14 protein-coding genes and 3 tRNA genes are annotated in these 17,022 nt (G+C 62.2%); 13 read left to right on the plus strand and 4 right to left on the minus strand.

Annotated features, from left to right (window positions below; genetic code table 11):
- Positions 1–246: 246 nt before the first annotated feature.
- On the plus strand, positions 247–456 hold the full coding sequence (locus K3557_RS11965; RefSeq protein ID WP_129371489.1) for a DUF1127 domain-containing protein: 210 nt from the start codon (positions 247–249) through the stop codon (positions 454–456).
- Positions 457–462: 6 nt separating this feature from the next.
- On the opposite strand, the gene K3557_RS11970 is transcribed toward K3557_RS11965, so the two are convergent.
- Positions 463–660, minus strand: coding sequence for a hypothetical protein (locus K3557_RS11970; protein WP_259994096.1), 198 nt, complete (start codon positions 658–660; stop codon positions 463–465).
- A gap of 190 nt (positions 661–850) precedes the next feature.
- Complete coding sequence (locus K3557_RS11975) at positions 851–3,232, minus strand: ATP-dependent helicase (RefSeq protein ID WP_259994097.1); 2,382 nt, start codon at positions 3,230–3,232, stop codon at positions 851–853.
- Between the two features lie 227 nt (positions 3,233–3,459).
- Between K3557_RS11975 and K3557_RS11980 the strand changes: the two genes are divergently transcribed.
- The 3 genes from K3557_RS11980 to K3557_RS11990 all read left to right on the plus strand — a co-directional run bounded on the left by K3557_RS11980 (position 3,460) and on the right by K3557_RS11990 (position 10,259).
- Entirely contained in the window at positions 3,460–5,253 is a 1,794-nt protein-coding gene (locus K3557_RS11980) for a diguanylate cyclase (protein ID WP_259994099.1), read from the plus strand.
- Between the two features lie 78 nt (positions 5,254–5,331).
- A complete protein-coding gene (locus tag K3557_RS11985) occupies positions 5,332–6,492 on the plus strand; it encodes an alpha-hydroxy acid oxidase (RefSeq protein WP_259994101.1) in 1,161 nt (386 codons plus the stop codon).
- A 323-nt stretch (positions 6,493–6,815) separates the two neighbouring features.
- On the plus strand, positions 6,816–10,259 hold the full coding sequence (locus tag K3557_RS11990) for a pyruvate carboxylase (protein WP_259985929.1): 3,444 nt from the start codon (positions 6,816–6,818) through the stop codon (positions 10,257–10,259).
- A gap of 216 nt (positions 10,260–10,475) precedes the next feature.
- Here K3557_RS11990 and K3557_RS11995 read toward each other — a convergent pair whose 3' ends face one another.
- The gene (locus tag K3557_RS11995; protein ID WP_259994103.1) at positions 10,476–10,661 is read right to left on the minus strand and encodes a hypothetical protein; all 186 of its coding nucleotides are present in this window, start codon (positions 10,659–10,661) and stop codon (positions 10,476–10,478) included.
- Positions 10,662–10,818: 157 nt separating this feature from the next.
- On the opposite strand from K3557_RS11995, the gene K3557_RS12000 reads away from it, so the two are divergent.
- From K3557_RS12000 to K3557_RS12030, 7 genes are all read left to right on the plus strand, one after another.
- Positions 10,819–10,893, plus strand: a tRNA-Gly gene (locus K3557_RS12000).
- Between the two features lie 142 nt (positions 10,894–11,035).
- Positions 11,036–11,995, plus strand: coding sequence for a DNA cytosine methyltransferase (locus tag K3557_RS12005; protein WP_259994105.1), 960 nt, complete (start codon positions 11,036–11,038; stop codon positions 11,993–11,995).
- 114 nt (positions 11,996–12,109) lie between these two features.
- Positions 12,110–13,012, plus strand: a complete 903-nt coding sequence (locus K3557_RS12010) for a NaeI family type II restriction endonuclease (protein ID WP_259994107.1) — start codon at positions 12,110–12,112, stop codon at positions 13,010–13,012.
- The gene (locus K3557_RS12015; protein WP_259994109.1) at positions 12,997–13,410 is read left to right on the plus strand and encodes a very short patch repair endonuclease; all 414 of its coding nucleotides are present in this window, start codon (positions 12,997–12,999) and stop codon (positions 13,408–13,410) included. The genes K3557_RS12010 and K3557_RS12015 overlap by 16 nt, the downstream gene beginning before the upstream one ends.
- 90 nt (positions 13,411–13,500) lie before the next feature.
- Positions 13,501–13,575 (plus strand) — tRNA-Gly (locus tag K3557_RS12020).
- A gap of 144 nt (positions 13,576–13,719) precedes the next feature.
- A tRNA-Gly gene (locus tag K3557_RS12025) sits at positions 13,720–13,794 on the plus strand.
- A gap of 163 nt (positions 13,795–13,957) precedes the next feature.
- On the plus strand, positions 13,958–15,310 hold the full coding sequence (locus K3557_RS12030; protein WP_259994111.1) for an aminotransferase: 1,353 nt from the start codon (positions 13,958–13,960) through the stop codon (positions 15,308–15,310).
- A 40-nt stretch (positions 15,311–15,350) separates the two neighbouring features.
- Here K3557_RS12030 and K3557_RS12035 read toward each other — a convergent pair whose 3' ends face one another.
- Entirely contained in the window at positions 15,351–15,590 is a 240-nt protein-coding gene (locus tag K3557_RS12035) for an Lrp/AsnC family transcriptional regulator (protein ID WP_259985946.1), read from the minus strand.
- A gap of 191 nt (positions 15,591–15,781) precedes the next feature.
- On the opposite strand from K3557_RS12035, the gene hisB reads away from it, so the two are divergent.
- Both hisB and hisH read left to right on the plus strand, forming a co-directional pair.
- Complete coding sequence (gene hisB, locus K3557_RS12040; protein WP_027236985.1) at positions 15,782–16,369, plus strand: imidazoleglycerol-phosphate dehydratase HisB; 588 nt, start codon at positions 15,782–15,784, stop codon at positions 16,367–16,369.
- 2 nt (positions 16,370–16,371) lie between these two features.
- A complete protein-coding gene (hisH, locus tag K3557_RS12045) occupies positions 16,372–17,010 on the plus strand; it encodes an imidazole glycerol phosphate synthase subunit HisH (protein WP_259994113.1) in 639 nt (212 codons plus the stop codon).
- Positions 17,011–17,022 lie beyond the last annotated feature (12 nt).

The following is a 17,022-nucleotide window of genomic DNA, read 5'->3' on the forward strand; positions in this document are numbered from 1 at the left end:
GACCGTGCCGTCAGCCATGCGCGGATTGCAGCCCCGCGCCCGAAAATTATACAGCTGCGCAACGGCACGCTGAAATTAGTGATCCCTTACAAAGGCATACCCTAGGTCACCCATGCAAATGCTGCATAGCAGCATTGACGACGCACGGGATTGCGACTCCGCACAAGATCCCTAAATTACCCCTCAAGCGGCGCCGGGATGGTGCCGGACGGATACGACGATACGGTCAGACGAAGGAACAGAACGATGGCAGCAGCACAACAGATCTCCGCGGTGAACATTGCATCCCCGGTTGGCTTCCTGGATGCGCTGATGGTGAAATTTGTTCGCTACCGGCTGTATCGCAAAACCGTCAATGAGCTGTCCGCGCTGACGGCCCGCGATCTGGCGGATCTGGGTCTGAACCGGTCCGAGATCCAGCGCGTTGCCTATCAGGCCGCTTACGAGAACAACTAATAGAGATCAGGTCTTTTCTCCTCCTCCCTTGAAGGGCCTGGCTTTGGCGGCGGCATCCTCCTCCTCCCTGATGCCGCCGCACCTTATACCGGTTAACAGCCGGGTTTGAATCACCGGGATCTCCTCCTCCCTGAATTCCGGTGTTTGACAGAACGGCGGCACCCCTCCTCCTCCCTGGGTGCCGCCGTTTCTTGTTTTCCGCATAGCAAAACCGCCCCCCCCCTCCGAAGACAGACAGCTGCAGCCAAGCGCTTACGGCCTAGCCGTTTCGCGCAAACCTCAAAGGATGGGGTGGCGCAGGCGCGGCGGGCAGCTTTGCTGCCCGCCGCGCCTGCGCCCGGGTCGGATCGCTGCGCGATCCGACCCGCCGGTCAAACCGGCGTAATGGGAGCCGTCAGAACGGCACGTCGTCGGTAGCGGAAACAAACCGGGCAACAACTTTCTTGGTGCCGGCCTTCTCGAAGTCCACTTCCAGCTTGTCCCCCTCGATACCGGTAATCGAGCCGTAGCCGAATTTCTGGTGGAACACGCGTTCGCCCAGAGTGAAGCTGGACGTAGCGGTGAGGTCGATCACCTGATGCTTGCTCTCCTTGGGCTGCGACATCCCGCGCTCGCCTGCCCGCGCTTGCATCCGCTTCCAGCCGGGGGAGTTGTAGCCATCGGCCTGGGCCATTTTCTCTTCGATAGTGGAGCGCACCTGCCCCCCGCCCATGGACCCGCCCATAGTACCACCCGGTGCTGCCGCACCATAGCCGCCGCCGTAAAGGCCCGGCGGGGTCAGCACCTCGACATGTTCCTCTGGCAGCTCGTCAATGAAGCGCGAGGGCAGCTGCGATTGCCATTGACCGAACACCCGGCGGTTGCCGGCAAAGGAGATGGTGCAGATCTGCTCGGCCCGTGTGATGCCGACGTAGGCCAGCCTGCGTTCTTCCTCGAGCCCCTTCTGGCCGCTTTCATCCATTGAGCGCTGCGAGGGGAACAGCCCGTCCTCCCAGCCCGGCAGGAACACGGCGGGGAACTCCAGGCCCTTGGCGGCGTGCAGGGTCATGATCGAGACCTTCTCGTCCGCGTCCTGCTTATCATTGTCCATCACCAGGCTGACGTGTTCGAGGAAGCCTTGCAGGTTCTCGAAGTTCTCCAGCGCCTTCACCAGTTCCTTGAGGTTTTCCAGACGGCCGGGTGAATCCGGGTTCTTGTCGTTCTGCCACATGGTCGTGTAGCCCGACTCATCCAGGATGATTTCAGCCAGCTCCATATGGGTGATGTCGGCGTCGCCGGCCATGCGGCCCCAGCGGATGATACCCTCAACCAGCTGGCGCAGGGCGCCGCCGCCTTTGCCCTTGATATGACCGCCTTCAACCGCCAGCCGCGCCCCTTCGACCAGGGACACACCGTTCTCACGGGCAAGCCCCTGAATGGTCTGCTGCGCCTTGTCGCCCAGGCCGCGTTTCGGCGTATTGACGATGCGTTCAAACGCGAGGTCGTCGTCGGGTGAGACCACCACGCGGAAATAAGCCATCGCATCGCGAATCTCGAGCCGTTCATAGAAACGCGGGCCGCCGATGACACGGTATGGCAGGCCGATGGTCAGAAACCGGTCCTCGAACGCGCGCATCTGGTGCGAGGCGCGCACCAGAATGGCCATGCTGTTCAGACCGATGGGCGACTGGCCGCGGGTGCCGCGCTGCATTGCCTCGATTTCTTCACCGATCCAGCGGGCTTCTTCCTCGCCGTCCCAATGGCCGATCAGGCGGAGCTTTTCGCCGTCGCCGGCGGCCGTCCACAGCTCCTTGCCCAGGCGGCCCTGATTGCCGCGGATCACGTTTGAAGCGGCGGCCAGGATATGCCCGGTGGAGCGGTAGTTCTGTTCCAGCCGCACCACAATGGCGCCGGGAAAATCCTTTTCAAACCGCAGGATGTTGCCGACCTCAGCGCCGCGCCAGCCATAAATCGACTGGTCATCGTCACCAACGCAGCAGACGTTCTTGTGCTTGCCCGCCAGCAGCCGCAGCCACAGGTACTGGGCGACGTTGGTATCCTGGTATTCGTCCACCATGATGTAGCGGAACCAGCGCTGGTACTGCTCCAGCACGTCCGGGTGGTTCTGGAAGATCGTCACCATGTGCAGCAGCAGGTCGCCGAAATCGACCGCGTTCAGCTCGCGCAGGCGGGTCTGGTACTGGGCATAAAATTCGGTGCCGCGGTTGTTATAGGCGCTGGCATCGCCGGCCGGCACTTTGTCCGGTGTCAGCGCCCGGTTTTTCCAGTCGTCGATGATATTTGCCAGCATCCGCGCGGGCCAGCGCTTGTCGTCGATGCCTTCCGCCTTGATCAGCTGTTTCAGCAGCCGGATCTGGTCATCGGTATCGAGAATGGTGAAATTCGACTTCAGTCCCGCCAGTTCGGCATGGCGGCGCAGCAGTTTCACGCAGACCGAATGGAAGGTGCCAAGCCAGGGCATGCCTTCGACCGCCTGACCCAGCATGCCGCTCACCCGTTCCTTCATCTCGCGCGCGGCCTTGTTGGTGAAAGTCACCGACAGGATTTCGTTCGGGCGCACCCGACCGGTGCTGAGAAGATGCACAATCCGCGTCGTCAGCGCCTTGGTTTTGCCGGTGCCGGCCCCCGCCAGCATCAGCACGGGGCCATCCAGGCACTCCACCGCCTCGCGCTGCGCCGGGTTAAGGCTGTCCAGATAGGGCATCGGCCGCGCCTGCATGGCACGGGCCGACAATGATGCGCCCTCAAAGGCGTCCATTTCGTCAAAACTGCTCATGCGGGTGATCCTAGCCTGATTCAGCCGCGGCGGAAAGAGGACGTTCACACTCTGTTCACGGGTGAATTGCGGCCCCGGCCAGACCCGCCGTCAAGCCCCCGCCCAAGGATGCAGCCGCAGAAAAATTCCTTAACGCATATATCAGGTTAACGGTACCGCAATCAATCCCGCCTAGGCTCGCAGGGGCGCACAGCCGCATAAATACTAACTACTTTTGGCACCGGAATATGAAAAATAAATTGAGATCCAGCCTTGCTGAAAAGATCCGCAGCATGTCGCTGATCCTTGTCCTGATCGCGGCGGCGGCGGCTTCGGCATGGGCCGTAATTGCAGTGCCCGCCCCCATCGTGGACCGGATGATCGAAAACGATTTACGCAAGCAATCAGGACATTGGCAGCGCCGGGTTGTTCTGCATATGACCAATGTCGAGGAAGCCTTTGAAAAGGGGCAGATTCTGCCTGGCGATGCCCGCAACCTTTCATTGCTTCCCGAGGAGACCGATGTGTTCCGGTTCCGGCTGCTGACCAGCGAGGGGGAGATTTTCTGGTCCACCCGCAGCGATGAAATCGGCGAGTATGAGTCCAATGCCTTTTTCAGCACCCAGGTGGCCCGCGGCGAGGTCTATTACATGCATGACCCGCTGCCTGCGTATGAGGTCGACGGGTTTCCGCTGCAGTCCAGCGGTTTTGACAGCAGCATCACGCGGGAAGTTGCACAGATTTATGTGCCTTTGATGCACAATGGCCATTTTGATGGCGCCATCGACTTTTACACCGACATCACCGACCTGCGGCAGACCTTCATCCGCCGCGCACAGCTGTCGCTGATCGTGCTGACTTCGGTTGCACTGCTGGCGATGACCATTGCGGTCTATGTGGTGTTCAAGACCAACCGGGTCAGCATGAACCAGCTGCGCCAGCGCAATGAAACCGAGCGCAGCATTCTGGATGAGCAGCTGCGGCTGGCGCGCGAGGTGCAGCTGCTGGGAGAGCTGAACGAATGGCTGCAATCCAGCCGCTCCCTGGATGAGCTGTTTGATATGGTCGCCCGCTTCATGACCCATATCCTGCCGACCGCCGAGGGCAGCGTCTATGTCTACTCCAATTCGCGCGACGTGCTGGACGGCTGCGCCAGCTGGAACGGCGGCAGCCACAGGGAGCACATCCACCCCGAGGAATGCTGGGGCCTGCGCCGGGGCCGGACCTATGAATTCGGCTCCTCGGAGATTGATTTCGTCTGCGAGCATGCCGAGCCGCACGATGGCCGCAGCTATTACTGCTTCCCGATCCTGGCCCATGGCGAGACAGTCGGCCTGATGCATCTGCAGGCAATCAAGGACGAGTGCCCTGAGTTCATCAGCAGCAAGAAAATGGCCCAGATGTGCGCCGAGCAGATCTCGATGGCGATTGCCAATGTGCGGATGCGCGACCAGCTGCACGACCAGTCGGTGCGCGATCCGCTCACCGGGCTGTTCAACCGCCGCCATATGACGGAAACCTTGCGCAAAAGCATCAATGCCAGCCAAAGCAGCGGCCAGCGGCTGAGCATTGTGTCGATCGACGTGGATCACTTTAAGAAATTCAACGACAACCATGGCCATGACGCCGGCGATATGGTGCTGCGCGCGGTGGGGTCGGTGCTGGAGCAGGCCTGCGACGGCGACGAGGTGGCCTGCCGCCCCGGCGGCGAAGAATTCACCCTGATCCTGCCCGGCCTGAGCCAGGAAGACGTGATGACCAAGGCCGAGCTGCTGCGCCAAGGCGTGGAGGACGTGGTGGTGCGCTATGGCGAAAAGGCGCTGCCGCGGATCACCATATCGCTGGGAGTGGCGCATTATCCGGCCCATGGCACCATGCCGCAAGACCTGCTGCGGGCCTCGGATGACGCGCTGTATGACGCCAAGGCAAAGGGGCGCAATCAGGTCTGTGTTGCCGCAAGCGCAGCGCCGGCGCCCCGCAATCCGTCCGCCCAGCCAGAAACCGGCAGCACACAGGACAAGGATAAGGACGCGGCAGCATAGGCACTGCCCTGCCCCGGCAGCGCCTATGCTGCCGGGCTTTTACTTGCGGAATCCGCGGTGGCACGTACCAATGCCCGCATGGACCTGCATCAGCGATACCCCGGCCTTGAAGACCTGAAGCGCCGCGCCAAGCGGCGGCTGCCCCGGTTTGTCTGGGACTATCTGGACAGCGGCACCGGGGCTGAGGCGGCGCGGGCCCGGAACCGGACAGGCCTGGACCGGGTGGGATTTCTGCCCTCGGTGCTGCATGGGCCGATGGAGCCGGGCCTTTCCACCCCGTTTCTGGGCAGCGTTTATGCGCTGCCTTTCGGGATTGCTCCGGTGGGCATGTCCGGCCTGATCTGGCCTGATGCCGAGGGCATCCTGGCCCGCAGCGCCGCTGCCGCCGGTATTCCCTATTGCCTTTCCACGGTTGCCAGCCAATCGCCCGAGGATCTGGCGCCCCATCTGGCCGGGGACGGCTGGTTCCAGCTGTACCCTCCCAAGGATGAGGCGATCCGCAGCGATCTGCTGGCGCGGGCGCAGGACGCCGGGTTCAAGACGCTGGTGCTGACGGTGGATGTGCCAGCCGCCTCGCGCCGCGAACGGCAGACCCGCTCCGGCCTGACCCAGCCGCCGAAACTGACACCGCGGCTGATGGCGCAGATTGCGCAGCGTCCGGCCTGGGCGCTGGGAATGGCGCGCAGGCGTCTTGAAGGGCGGGGCATGCCGCGGATGCGCACGCTGGACAAATACATCTCCGCGCCGCAGGCTAACTTGCCGCCGACCGCCCATATCGGCTACTTGCTGCGCACCTCGCCGGACTGGGATTATGTGCATTGGCTGCGCCGCAACTGGGACGGGCCCTTTGTCATCAAGGGGGTGCTGCGCGCCGAAGATGCTGTGCGCCTGCAGGAGGCAGGCGCCGATGCGGTCTGGATTTCCAACCACGGCGGCCGCCAGTTCGACGGCTGCCCCGCCGCCATTGATCTGCTGCCGGACATCCGCGCCGCGGTGGAGCTGCCATTGATCTTTGACAGCGGTATCGAAGGCGGTCTGGATATCCTGCGGGCGCTGGCGCTGGGGGCGGATTTTATCATGCTGGGCCGCGCTTTCCATTATGCGCTGGCCGCGCTTGGCACTGTGGGACCGGACCACCTGATTGATATGCTGGCCAAGGACATGCAGGCGAATATGAGCCAGCTTGGCCTGCCCGGTCTTGGTGAAACCCGCAACCTGCAGCAGCGTGAACTGGACTGATTGCACGCAGATTTGGCGCAATTCGGGCAAAATCCGGGGAATTGCGCCGAAATGACGCAGTTCCCGCTCCCTTCACCCGCTGCAATGCAGAAAAGTAGTTACAAAATCATGATGCAAGTGCAGAATTCCGGCAGAATCTGCAACTGTTAGCGCCATGCCCCCAAACCCCCGATTGGCCCCTGCGGCCGGCAAGCAGCAGACGAGGAATGACAAAACAGGCCGCTTGAGAGCGCAATCATGCCGGAAATACCCAGAACTACGGTTGTGCGGATTGATAGTATCCGCCTAACACTGCACCAACTTGCACGGACCCCGAGGGTGAAATGACCGACTTCAAAAAGATCCTGATTGCCAACCGTGGTGAGATCGCCATCCGCGTGATGCGCGCCGCCAACGAAATGGGCAAACGCACCGTCGCCGTCTATGCCGAGGAAGACAAGCTCGGCCTGCACCGGTTCAAGGCGGATGAAGCCTACCGGATCGGCGAGGGCATGGGCCCGGTTGCGGCTTATCTGTCGATTGACGAAATCATCCGTGTCGCCAAGGAATGCGGCGCCGATGCGATCCACCCCGGATACGGCCTGCTGTCCGAGAACCCGGATTTCGTCGACGCCTGTGCGCGCAACGGCATCACCTTCATCGGCCCCAAGGCCGAAACCATGCGCGCGCTGGGTGACAAGGCCAGTGCCCGCCGTGTCGCGGTTGAGGCCGGCGTGCCGGTCATTCCTGCCACCGAGGTGCTGGGCAACGACATGGACGCGATCCGCAAGGAAGCGGCTGAGGTCGGATATCCCTTGATGCTGAAAGCTTCCTGGGGCGGCGGCGGCCGCGGCATGCGGCCGATCCACAGCGAGGATGAGCTGGAAGAGAAAGTGCTGGAAGGCCGCCGCGAGGCGGAAGCCGCATTCGGCAACGGCGAGGGTTATCTGGAAAAGATGATCATTCGCGCCCGCCACGTCGAGGTGCAGATCCTGGGCGACAAACATGGTGAGATCTATCACCTGTTTGAACGCGACTGTTCGGTGCAGCGCCGCAACCAGAAAGTGGTTGAGCGCGCCCCTGCCCCCTATCTGACCGATGAGCAACGCACCGAGATCTGCGATCTGGGCCGCAAGATCTGCCAGCATGTGAATTATGAATGCGCCGGCACCGTCGAATTCCTGATGGATATGAATGACGGCAAGTTCTATTTCATCGAGGTGAACCCGCGGGTGCAGGTGGAACACACCGTCACCGAGGAAGTCACCGGCATCGACATCGTGCAGGCGCAGATCCTGATCGCCGAAGGCAAAACCCTGGCCGAGGCCACCGGCAAAGCCAGCCAGGATGATATCCGCCTGAACGGCCACGCGCTGCAGACCCGGGTGACCACCGAGGATCCGCTGAACAACTTCATCCCCGACTATGGCCGCATCACCGCCTACCGGTCGGCAACCGGCATGGGCATCCGTCTGGATGGCGGCACCGCCTATGCGGGCGGCGTGATCACCCGCTATTATGACTCACTCTTGACCAAGGTCACCGCCTCGGCGCAGACACCGGAAAAAGCGATTGCCCGCATGGACCGCGCGCTGCGCGAATTCCGGGTCCGCGGTGTTTCCACCAATATCGCCTTTGTCGAGAACCTGCTGAAGCACCCGACCTTCCTCGACAACACCTATACCACCAAGTTCATCGACGAGACGCCGGAGCTGTTTCAGTTCAAGCGCCGCCGCGACCGCGGCACCAAGGTGCTGACGTATATTGCCGACATCTCGGTGAACGGCCACCCGGAGACCGAAGGCCGCGCCGCCCCCGCTGCCGACCTGAAAGAGCCGCGCGCACCGCATGCGGAGCCGGGCAACCAGCCCTATGGCACCCGCAACCTGCTGGAGCAGAAAGGCGCCCAGGCCGTTGCCGACTGGATGAAGGCACAGCGCCAGCTGCTGCTGACCGACACCACCATGCGCGACGGGCATCAGTCGCTGCTGGCAACCCGGATGCGCTCGATCGATATGATCAAGGTGGCGCCGGCCTATGCGCAGAACCTCAGCCAGCTGTTCTCGGTTGAATGCTGGGGCGGTGCGACGTTTGATGTGGCCTACCGCTTCCTCCAGGAATGCCCCTGGCAGCGCCTGCGCGATCTGCGCGAGCGGATGCCGAACGTGATGACCCAGATGCTGCTGCGCGCCTCCAACGGCGTCGGCTACACCAACTATCCGGACAATGTGGTGCAGGAATTCGTGCGCCAGGCTGCAAAGACCGGCGTCGATGTGTTCCGCGTCTTCGACAGCTTGAACTGGGTTGAAAACATGCGCGTCGCGATGGATGCGGTGGTCGAGAGCGGCAAGGTCTGCGAAGGCACCATCTGCTATACCGGCGATATCCTGGACCCCAACCGCGCCAAATACGACCTGAAGTATTATGTCGGCATGGCCAAGGAACTGGAAGCCGCAGGTGCCCATGTTCTGGGCCTGAAAGACATGGCAGGCCTGCTGAAACCCGCCGCGGCCCGCCAGCTGGTGAAGGCGCTGAAGGAAGAGGTCGGCCTGCCGGTCCACTTCCACACCCATGACACCTCGGGCATTGCCGGCGCCACCATTCTGGCTGCTGCCGATGCGGGAGTTGATGCAGTGGACGCGGCAATGGACGCGTTTTCCGGCGGCACCTCGCAGCCCTGCCTGGGTTCCATCGTCGAAGGCCTGCGCAACACCGACCGCGACACCGGGCTGGACATCGCCAAGATCCGCGAAATCTCGGGTTACTGGGAGCAGGTGCGGGCGCAGTATGCGGCCTTTGAAAGCGGCCTCGCGGCGCCGGCCTCGGAAGTGTACCTGCACGAGATGCCGGGCGGCCAGTTCACCAACCTGAAGGCGCAGGCGCGTTCCTTGGGTCTGGAGGAAAAATGGGCTGATGTGGCGCAGACCTATGCTGACGTGAACCAGATGTTCGGCGACATCGTGAAGGTGACGCCGTCGTCCAAGGTGGTTGGCGACATGGCGCTGATGATGGTCAGCCAGGGCCTGACCCGCGATGAGGTTGAAAACCCGGAGACAGACGTGGCCTTCCCCGACTCGGTCGTGGACATGATGCGCGGCAACCTGGGCCAGCCTCCGGGCGGCTTCCCTGCGGGCATCGTCTCCAAGGTGCTGAAAGGTGACGCGCCGAATGTGGAGCGCCCCGGCGCACATCTGGACGCGGTGGACCTAGAAGCGGTCCGCGCCGAGCTGTCGAAGGAGCTGGAAGGCTTCACCGTCGATGACGAGGATCTGAACGGCTACCTGATGTATCCGAAGGTGTTCCTGGACTACATGGGCCGCCACCGCCAGTACGGTCCGGTGCGCAGCCTGCCGACCCGCACGTTCTTTTATGGCATGGAGCCAGGCGAGGAGATCACCGCCGAGATCGATCCGGGCAAGACCCTGGAGATCCGCTTGCAGGCAATCTCTGAGACCGACGTGAAGGGCGAAGTGAAGGTCTTCTTTGAACTGAACGGCCAGCCCCGGGTGATCCGGGTGCCGAACCGTCTGGTCAAAGCCTCGACCGAACAGCGCGCCAAGGCCGAAGTCGGTAATGCCAACCACGTCGGCGCGCCAATGCCGGGGGTTGTCGCATCGGTCGCGGTGCAGGTCGGCCAGCAGGTCCACGAGGGCGACATGCTGCTGACGATTGAGGCGATGAAGATGGAAACCGGCATCCACGCCGAACGCGACGCGGTGGTCAAGGCCGTGCACGTCCAGGCCGGCACCCAGATCGACGCCAAGGACCTTTTGGTCGAGCTGGAATAAACTTCTCAGCTGGCACAAGAAACAAGGGGCGCCCTTTCGGTTGGAGGGGCGCCCTTTTTCTATTGCGCGCCAATGCGGAATTACGCGGAAATTCCGGCCAGTTTTCCGGCCAGCTTTCCGGCCCGGAAAACCGGGGCGGTCCGCAACTGGGATCACCCGAAAATCCTCGCAGGATTTTTGGCCGTTTCCCGCGCCGGGAAACGGTTTGCCTCAATGTCAGGCGTTGAATGCTTCAGGGTCCGGCAAGGTCACGGTTTCAACCTGCACTGGCTTTATCCCGTCAATCTGGCCGGCCCAGCTGTCCGCTTGCGGTGTGCTGTGGTGCTGTACGCCATGCGCAAGCAAACCCAAGGCAATTGCCGCACCCAGGCCAGTGATCCGCAGGCAGTCCTTCCAAAGCATGATCCAATCCCTCCTGAAAAGTTCCGCTTGTTTGTGACTGAAACGCACAGCCTGGCCGCTTCCGTCGCGGCGGGTGCATATTTTTTTCAACTGCCGCCGGTTTTCCTCTTGCAGCGCGGACGGCGACGCCCTAAATCACCGCTCACCGGATGGCAGCGCGGGCGTAGCTCAGGGGTAGAGCATAACCTTGCCAAGGTTAGGGTCGGGCGTTCGAATCGCCTCGCCCGCTCCACCGGGAAACGAACAGGCCGTCCCTCGGGGCGGCCTTTCGCTTTTGAGGATTTGCGCGTACCCTGCCCCAAGCAGAAATCCTTGTGCGGAATCACCTTTCCGTCTAGGAACAGAGCAAGAACGCGAACACACAGGCAGGCAGAATGCTGACATCGGTAGAACTATGCGCAGGCGCGGGCGGCCAGGCCTTGGGGCTGGAGGCAGCGGGCTTTGATCACACGGCGCTGGTTGAGATCGACAAGCATTGCTGTGCCACCCTGCGCCACAACCGGCCCGCCTGGAATGTGCTGGAAGAGGACGTGCGCAAATTCAAGGACGTTGCTGGCGACTATAAAGGCATCGACCTGCTGGCTGGCGGTCTGCCCTGCCCGCCGTTTTCAGTTGCGGGCAAGCAGCTGGGCGAAAAGGACGAGCGCAACCTGTTTGACGACGCGATCGAAATCGTCGACTCGACCCGGCCCAAGGCCGTGATGATCGAAAATGTGCGCGGCTTTCTGGATGCTGTGTTCCATGACTACCGCGAAAAGCTGAAGAAGCAGCTGTCGAAACTGGGGTATGTGACCGACTGGCGGCTGCTGAATGCCTCGGACTACGGTGTGCCGCAGCTGCGGCCGCGGGTGGCGATTGTTGCCCTGCGCAAAGAGTTTTCAAGCCAGTTCAACTGGCCTGAGCCGCTGCCGCACAACCCGCCGACCGTGGGTGCGACCCTTGTCGACCTGATGAAGGAACGCGGCTGGCGCGGCGCCGAGGATTGGGCCGCCAAAGCGGATGAGATTGCCCCCACCATTGTCGGCGGCTCCAAGAAACACGGCGGGCCGGATCTGGGTCCGACACGCGCGCGGCGCGCTTGGGCTGCCTTGGGGGTTGAGGGGCGCACCATCGCCTATGAGGCGCCGGACCCGTTCCACAACGACATGCCGCGCCTCACGGTGCGGATGGTGGCGCGTATTCAGGGTTTCCCGGACGCGTGGCATTTCACTGGCGCCAAAACCAATGCCTACCGCCAGGTCGGCAACGCCTTTCCGCCGCCGGTGGCCGAAGCTGTTGCGCGGGAGCTGAGGGCGGCCATTGCCAAGCCGAAGCTGCATGCTGTGCGGGCCTGAAGCCTCCCCGTCATTCCAGAGCCAAGGGCAGTGCCCGGCCCTGGGCGGGTGCGAAGCGCCTTCCCGTGGGGAGGGTCGGGCGCTGCCCGGCCTATCGTCCGGGCGGAACGCGAAATGAAACAGAAACTTCCCGGCAGTCTTGTTCTTCCCGGCCATCCGGATTTCGCTGTCCTTTGCGAATTGGCGGAGGAGATCACCACCCGTGCCGGCGGCCCTTTGGCGCTGGAACACGACGTGCCGCAGATGCTTCGCCAGTGCATTGACGATGTGATCATGACGCCCAAGACCGGGCGGCGCGCCTATGAAGAGCTGGAGAAGACCGAGAAGACCTATATCGGCACAAGGGTCGAGATTGAGCTGCGGGCGCTGCTGCGCTTGCGCAAGGGGCGGTTGGATACCGAGATCCTGGGCCGCGATGTGGATATCAAACACACCATGGGCAGCAATTGGATGATCCCGACCGAGGCGCTGGATTGCGCCTGCCTGCTGGTCGCCGCGGATGAGGTGCGGGCGCGCTGCTATCTGGGGCTGATCATCGCCCGGCGTGAATACCTGACAGCTGGTCAGAACAAAGACGCCAAGCGCAGCATTTCGGCGGAAGGCTTCCGCCATATCCTGTGGCTGCTGAAGGATCAGCCTTACCCCGCCAATTTTTGGCGCACCGCCGATGAAGCCGCCGTAGACAGGATCTTTACGGGCGCCACGGGCAATGAACGGATGGCGCAGCTGTTCCGACTGATCCAAGGGCGCCCGATTCCACGCGACGTGGTGGAGGCGGTGGCGCAGCAGAAGGACTTCATGCGCCGGATCCGGGCCGATGGCGGCCACGGCACCCGCGATATTCTGGCGCGCGAGCAGATCGTGCTGCTGGAGGGTCAGAAAGATGCCCAGCTGATCAAGGCGCTGGAGTTGCCGCCCTGCCCGGCCAGTGCCTTTGTTTCCTGCCGGATTGAAAGCAGCTACCATGCCCGCATGGTGGAACAATCCAGGCATCACGTGGAATGGCCGACACCCTGACACCCGAGCGGCGCAGTGCCAATATGGCAAAGATCCGCGCCAAGCACACCAAGCCGGAGATGCTGGTGCGGCGGATGGTGCACGGGCTTGGCTTTCGCTACCGGCTGCACCGCAAGGACCTGCCCGGCAAACCCGATCTGGTGTTCGGCCCGCGCCGCAAAGTGATCTTTGTGCATGGCTGTTTCTGGCATTTGCATGAGTGCCGCGACGGGCGCATTCCCGCCAGCCGCCGCGACTACTGGGAACCCAAACTGCTGCGCAACACGCTGCGCGACGCGGAGCAACTGGCCGCGCTGCAGGCCGCGGGCTGGCAGGTGCTGACCGTCTGGGAATGCGAAACCAAGGATCAGGATGCCTTGCGGATCCGGCTCAGGGCATTTCTGGAAAATGAAGAATAACGCTTATCCACAGATACCTGCGCAACTCTTCAAATTTCCTCTTGCGGCCCGTTTGGGAACGCCCTAAACACCGGCTCATCGAATGGCAGCGCGGGCGTAGCTCAGGGGTAGAGCATAACCTTGCCAAGGTTAGGGTCGGGCGTTCGAATCGCCTCGCCCGCTCCATTCGACAGCCGAAAAGGCCGCCCTCCGGGGCGGCCTTTCGCGTTTTACAGCCCCTCGGCCTGCAGCACTTTCTTTACCGTTCCGTCATTTTCCGCTTGCAGCAACCTCGCGGATTTCCTATTCACCGCTTCACCGAATGGCAGCGCGGGCGTAGCTCAGGGGTAGAGCATAACCTTGCCAAGGTTAGGGTCGGGCGTTCGAATCGCCTCGCCCGCTCCATTTGGAACCGAACAGGCCGTCCCTTGGGGCGGCCTTTCGCTTTTCTGCCATTTGCTGCTTTAATTTGATCAAATTCCTTTGACGCGACTCGTGAAACGCGCCAATTCTATCGGCAATAGGCCCCATGGGACGTTCATGGGTGTTTCGCGCAAGGAGTTTGGCCATGGCCCCTGTCATCTATCCCACCACCAATTTCACCGCGACCGAGCAGCTGTGCCTGGAGCGCGGCGAAGGTATTTATGTCTACGACACGGACGGCAACAAATATATCGAAGGGCTGGCGGGCCTTTGGTGCACCTCGCTGGGCTACAGCAACACCGAAGTGGTGGATGCGATCACCGATCAGCTGCACAAGCTGCCATTTTCGCACACTTTCGGCGGCAAGACCCATGCGCCGATCATGCAGTTGGCCGAGAAGCTGCGCGCGATGGTGCCGGTGGAGGATGCCTATATCTTCTTTGGCAACTCAGGTTCGGACGCCAATGACACCCACGTGAAGATGCTGCGCTATTACTTCAACGCCATCGGCAAGCCGGAAAAGCGCAAGATCATCACCCGCGAGCGCGGCTATCACGGGGTGACGGTTGCGGCCGGCGCGCTGACTTCGCTGCCCGCCAACCTGGCGCATTTCGATGCACCGCTGGAGGCGCTGTCGATCCTGCGCTCGGATTCGCCGCACTACTACACCGGCCGTCAGGGCAATGAGACTGAAGAACAGTTCGTTGACAGGATCATCGGCAATTTGGAACAGCAGATCCTGGCAGAAGGCCCCGACACCATCGCCGCGATGATTGTGGAGCCGATCACCGGCGCGTCGGGCGTAATCGTGCCGCCGGAAGGGTATTACGAGAAGCTGCAGGCGCTGCTGCGCAAACACGGCATCCTGGTTTGGGCGGATGAGGTGATCTGCGGCTTCGGGCGCACCGGCGCCGATTTCGGCTGCACCACCATGGGCATCAAGCCGGACCTGATGACATTCGCCAAGCAGCTCAGCTCAGCATACTTCCCGATCTCGGCCTCGGTCATCCCCGGCTGGATGTATGAGGCGATGATCGCGCAGACCAATGAGGTCGGCGTGTTCGGCCACGGCTACACTTACTCCGGCCACCCGGCGGCCTGTGCGGCAGCGCTGAAAACGCTGGAGATCTATGAGCGCGACAACCTGTTTGAACACGCCGCCGACGTTGGCGCCTATATGCAGGCGCAACTGCGCGAGATTTTCACCGATCACCCGCTGGTCGGCGAGGTGCGCGGCAAGGGGTTGATTGCGGCGCTGGAGCTGGTGTCGAACAAGACCACAGGCGCCAGTTTTGAAAAGGGCGCGGCCGGTGCCGCCGCGCAGAAGGCCTGCGAGGAAAACGGGCTGATCATCCGGGCAGTTGCGGGCAATGCGGTGGCGCTGTGCCCGCCGATCATTATCACCAAGACGGAGGTGGACGACATGCTGGCCCGGATGAAGACCGCCATCGACACAGCCTATGACCAGCTGAAGGACAAAGGGCTGATCGCCGCCTGAGCCAATAAAAAACGCCCCGGCTGCCGGGGCGTTTTCTGTTTCAGAACACCTTGTAAGTCATTGTCGTCAGCGAGCGTTCGATCCCGTCGATCTGCAGCAGCTGGTCGTTGATGTATTTACCGACATCCTCGCCCGAAGGGATGTACAGCTTCATCATGAGGTCGAAATTGCCGCTGGTGGAGTAGAGTTCGGAGTGGATTTCCCGCAGGGCAATCTCCTCGGCCACCTTGTAGGTGGTGCCGGGTTTGCAGCGGATCTGGACAAAGACGCAGGTGGACATGGGCGGCCCTTTTGAATGGTCACGGATTTGCGCCCAAGCTCGCATGCGGTGCAACCGGGCGCAATAGGCCGGGATTGCTGCAACAGGTTGGCCCCGACCACAATGCCGCACTTGAGCCAGCCGCCCTGCCCGCCCTATAAGCGCCCAGGCAGACTTAAAGTTCTTGCAGCATGACGAAGGATAAGCCGCTGATGCGTACCGCCAAAGTGACCCGCAAAACCGCGGAAACCGATATCTCGGTCGAGATCAACCTCGACGGCACCGGGGTTTACGACAACCAGACCGGGGTTGGTTTTTTCGATCACATGCTGGACCAGCTGGCGCGGCATTCGCTGATTGACATGACCATCCGCGCCAAGGGCGATTACCACATCGACGACCATCACACGGTGGAAGACACCGGCATCGCACTGGGTCAGGCGCTGGTGCAGGCGCTGGGGGACAAGAAGGGCATCCGCCGTTACGGCGAATGCCACCTGCCGATGGATGACGCCCAGGTGCGCTGCGCGCTGGACCTGTCGGCGCGCCCGTTCCTGATCTGGAACGTGGAGCTGCCGACCCAGAAGATCGGCGCCTTTGACACCGAGCTGGTGCGGGAGTTCTTTCAGGCGCTCAGCACCCACGGCGGCATCACCCTGCACATCGACCAGCTGCACGGGTTCAACAGCCACCACATCGCCGAGGCGGCCTTCAAGGCTGTCGCCCGCGCGCTGCGGCTGGCGGTAGAGACCGACCCGCGCAAGGCGGATGCTATTCCCTCGACCAAGGGTGCGTTGTGACCATGCTGACTGCCATCATTGATTACGAGTCTGGTAATCTGCACTCTGCCGAAAAGGCGTTCCAGCGCATGGCGCGGGAGATGGACGCGGGCGAGGTTGTGGTGACCTCGGACGCCGATGTTGTGGCGCGGGCGGACCGGCTGGTGCTGCCCGGCGACGGCGCCTTTCCGGCCTGCGCGGCAGAGCTGCGCGGCCACAAGGGCATTTATGACGCCATGGTCGAGGCGGTGGAGCAGAAGGGCCGGCCGTTCCTGGGCATCTGTGTCGGCATGCAGCTGATGGCCACCACCGGGCATGAATACCAGGAAACACCGGGCCTTGGCTGGGTCGGCGGCGATGTGGTGAAGATCACGCCCACGGATGCTGCCCTGAAGGTGCCGCATATGGGCTGGAACGATCTGGTGATCGATCATGCGCATCCGGTGTTTGACGGCATCACATCCGGTGACCATGTGTATTTTGTGCACTCCTACCACTTCCGCGTTGCCAATCCGGCGGAACGGCTGGCGCATGTGGATTATGCCGGCGACGTCACGGCCGTCATTGGCCGGGACACGATGGTTGGCATGCAGTTCCATCCGGAGAAAAGCCAGGCGACGGGGTTGCGGATGATCGGCAACTTCCTGACCTGGAAACCGTAAGGGGACGGCGCT

Origin of the sequence: Leisingera sp. M523 (assembly GCF_025141335.1) — a bacterium.
GTDB lineage: Bacteria > Pseudomonadota > Alphaproteobacteria > Rhodobacterales > Rhodobacteraceae > Leisingera.

What these genes read in the sequence shown, in the direction of transcription:
- K3557_RS12005 (WP_259994105.1), top strand. Translation starts at nt 11,036, where the DNA reads ATGCTGACATCGGTAGAACTATGCGCAGGCGCGGGCGGCCAGGCCTTG.
- K3557_RS12015 (WP_259994109.1), top strand. Translation starts at nt 12,997, where the DNA reads ATGGCCGACACCCTGACACCCGAGCGGCGCAGTGCCAATATGGCAAAG.
- K3557_RS11995 (WP_259994103.1), bottom strand. Translation starts at nt 10,661, where the DNA reads ATGCTTTGGAAGGACTGCCTGCGGATCACTGGCCTGGGTGCGGCAATT.
- K3557_RS11970 (WP_259994096.1), bottom strand. Translation starts at nt 660, where the DNA reads ATGCGGAAAACAAGAAACGGCGGCACCCAGGGAGGAGGAGGGGTGCCG.
- hisH (WP_259994113.1), top strand. Translation starts at nt 16,372, where the DNA reads ATGCTGACTGCCATCATTGATTACGAGTCTGGTAATCTGCACTCTGCC.
- K3557_RS12030 (WP_259994111.1), top strand. Translation starts at nt 13,958, where the DNA reads ATGGCCCCTGTCATCTATCCCACCACCAATTTCACCGCGACCGAGCAG.
- K3557_RS12035 (WP_259985946.1), bottom strand. Translation starts at nt 15,590, where the DNA reads ATGTCCACCTGCGTCTTTGTCCAGATCCGCTGCAAACCCGGCACCACC.
- K3557_RS11965 (WP_129371489.1), top strand. Translation starts at nt 247, where the DNA reads ATGGCAGCAGCACAACAGATCTCCGCGGTGAACATTGCATCCCCGGTT.
- K3557_RS11980 (WP_259994099.1), top strand. Translation starts at nt 3,460, where the DNA reads ATGAAAAATAAATTGAGATCCAGCCTTGCTGAAAAGATCCGCAGCATG.
- K3557_RS11990 (WP_259985929.1), top strand. Translation starts at nt 6,816, where the DNA reads ATGACCGACTTCAAAAAGATCCTGATTGCCAACCGTGGTGAGATCGCC.
- K3557_RS12010 (WP_259994107.1), top strand. Translation starts at nt 12,110, where the DNA reads ATGAAACAGAAACTTCCCGGCAGTCTTGTTCTTCCCGGCCATCCGGAT.
- K3557_RS11985 (WP_259994101.1), top strand. Translation starts at nt 5,332, where the DNA reads ATGGACCTGCATCAGCGATACCCCGGCCTTGAAGACCTGAAGCGCCGC.
- hisB (WP_027236985.1), top strand. Translation starts at nt 15,782, where the DNA reads ATGCGTACCGCCAAAGTGACCCGCAAAACCGCGGAAACCGATATCTCG.
- K3557_RS11975 (WP_259994097.1), bottom strand. Translation starts at nt 3,232, where the DNA reads ATGAGCAGTTTTGACGAAATGGACGCCTTTGAGGGCGCATCATTGTCG.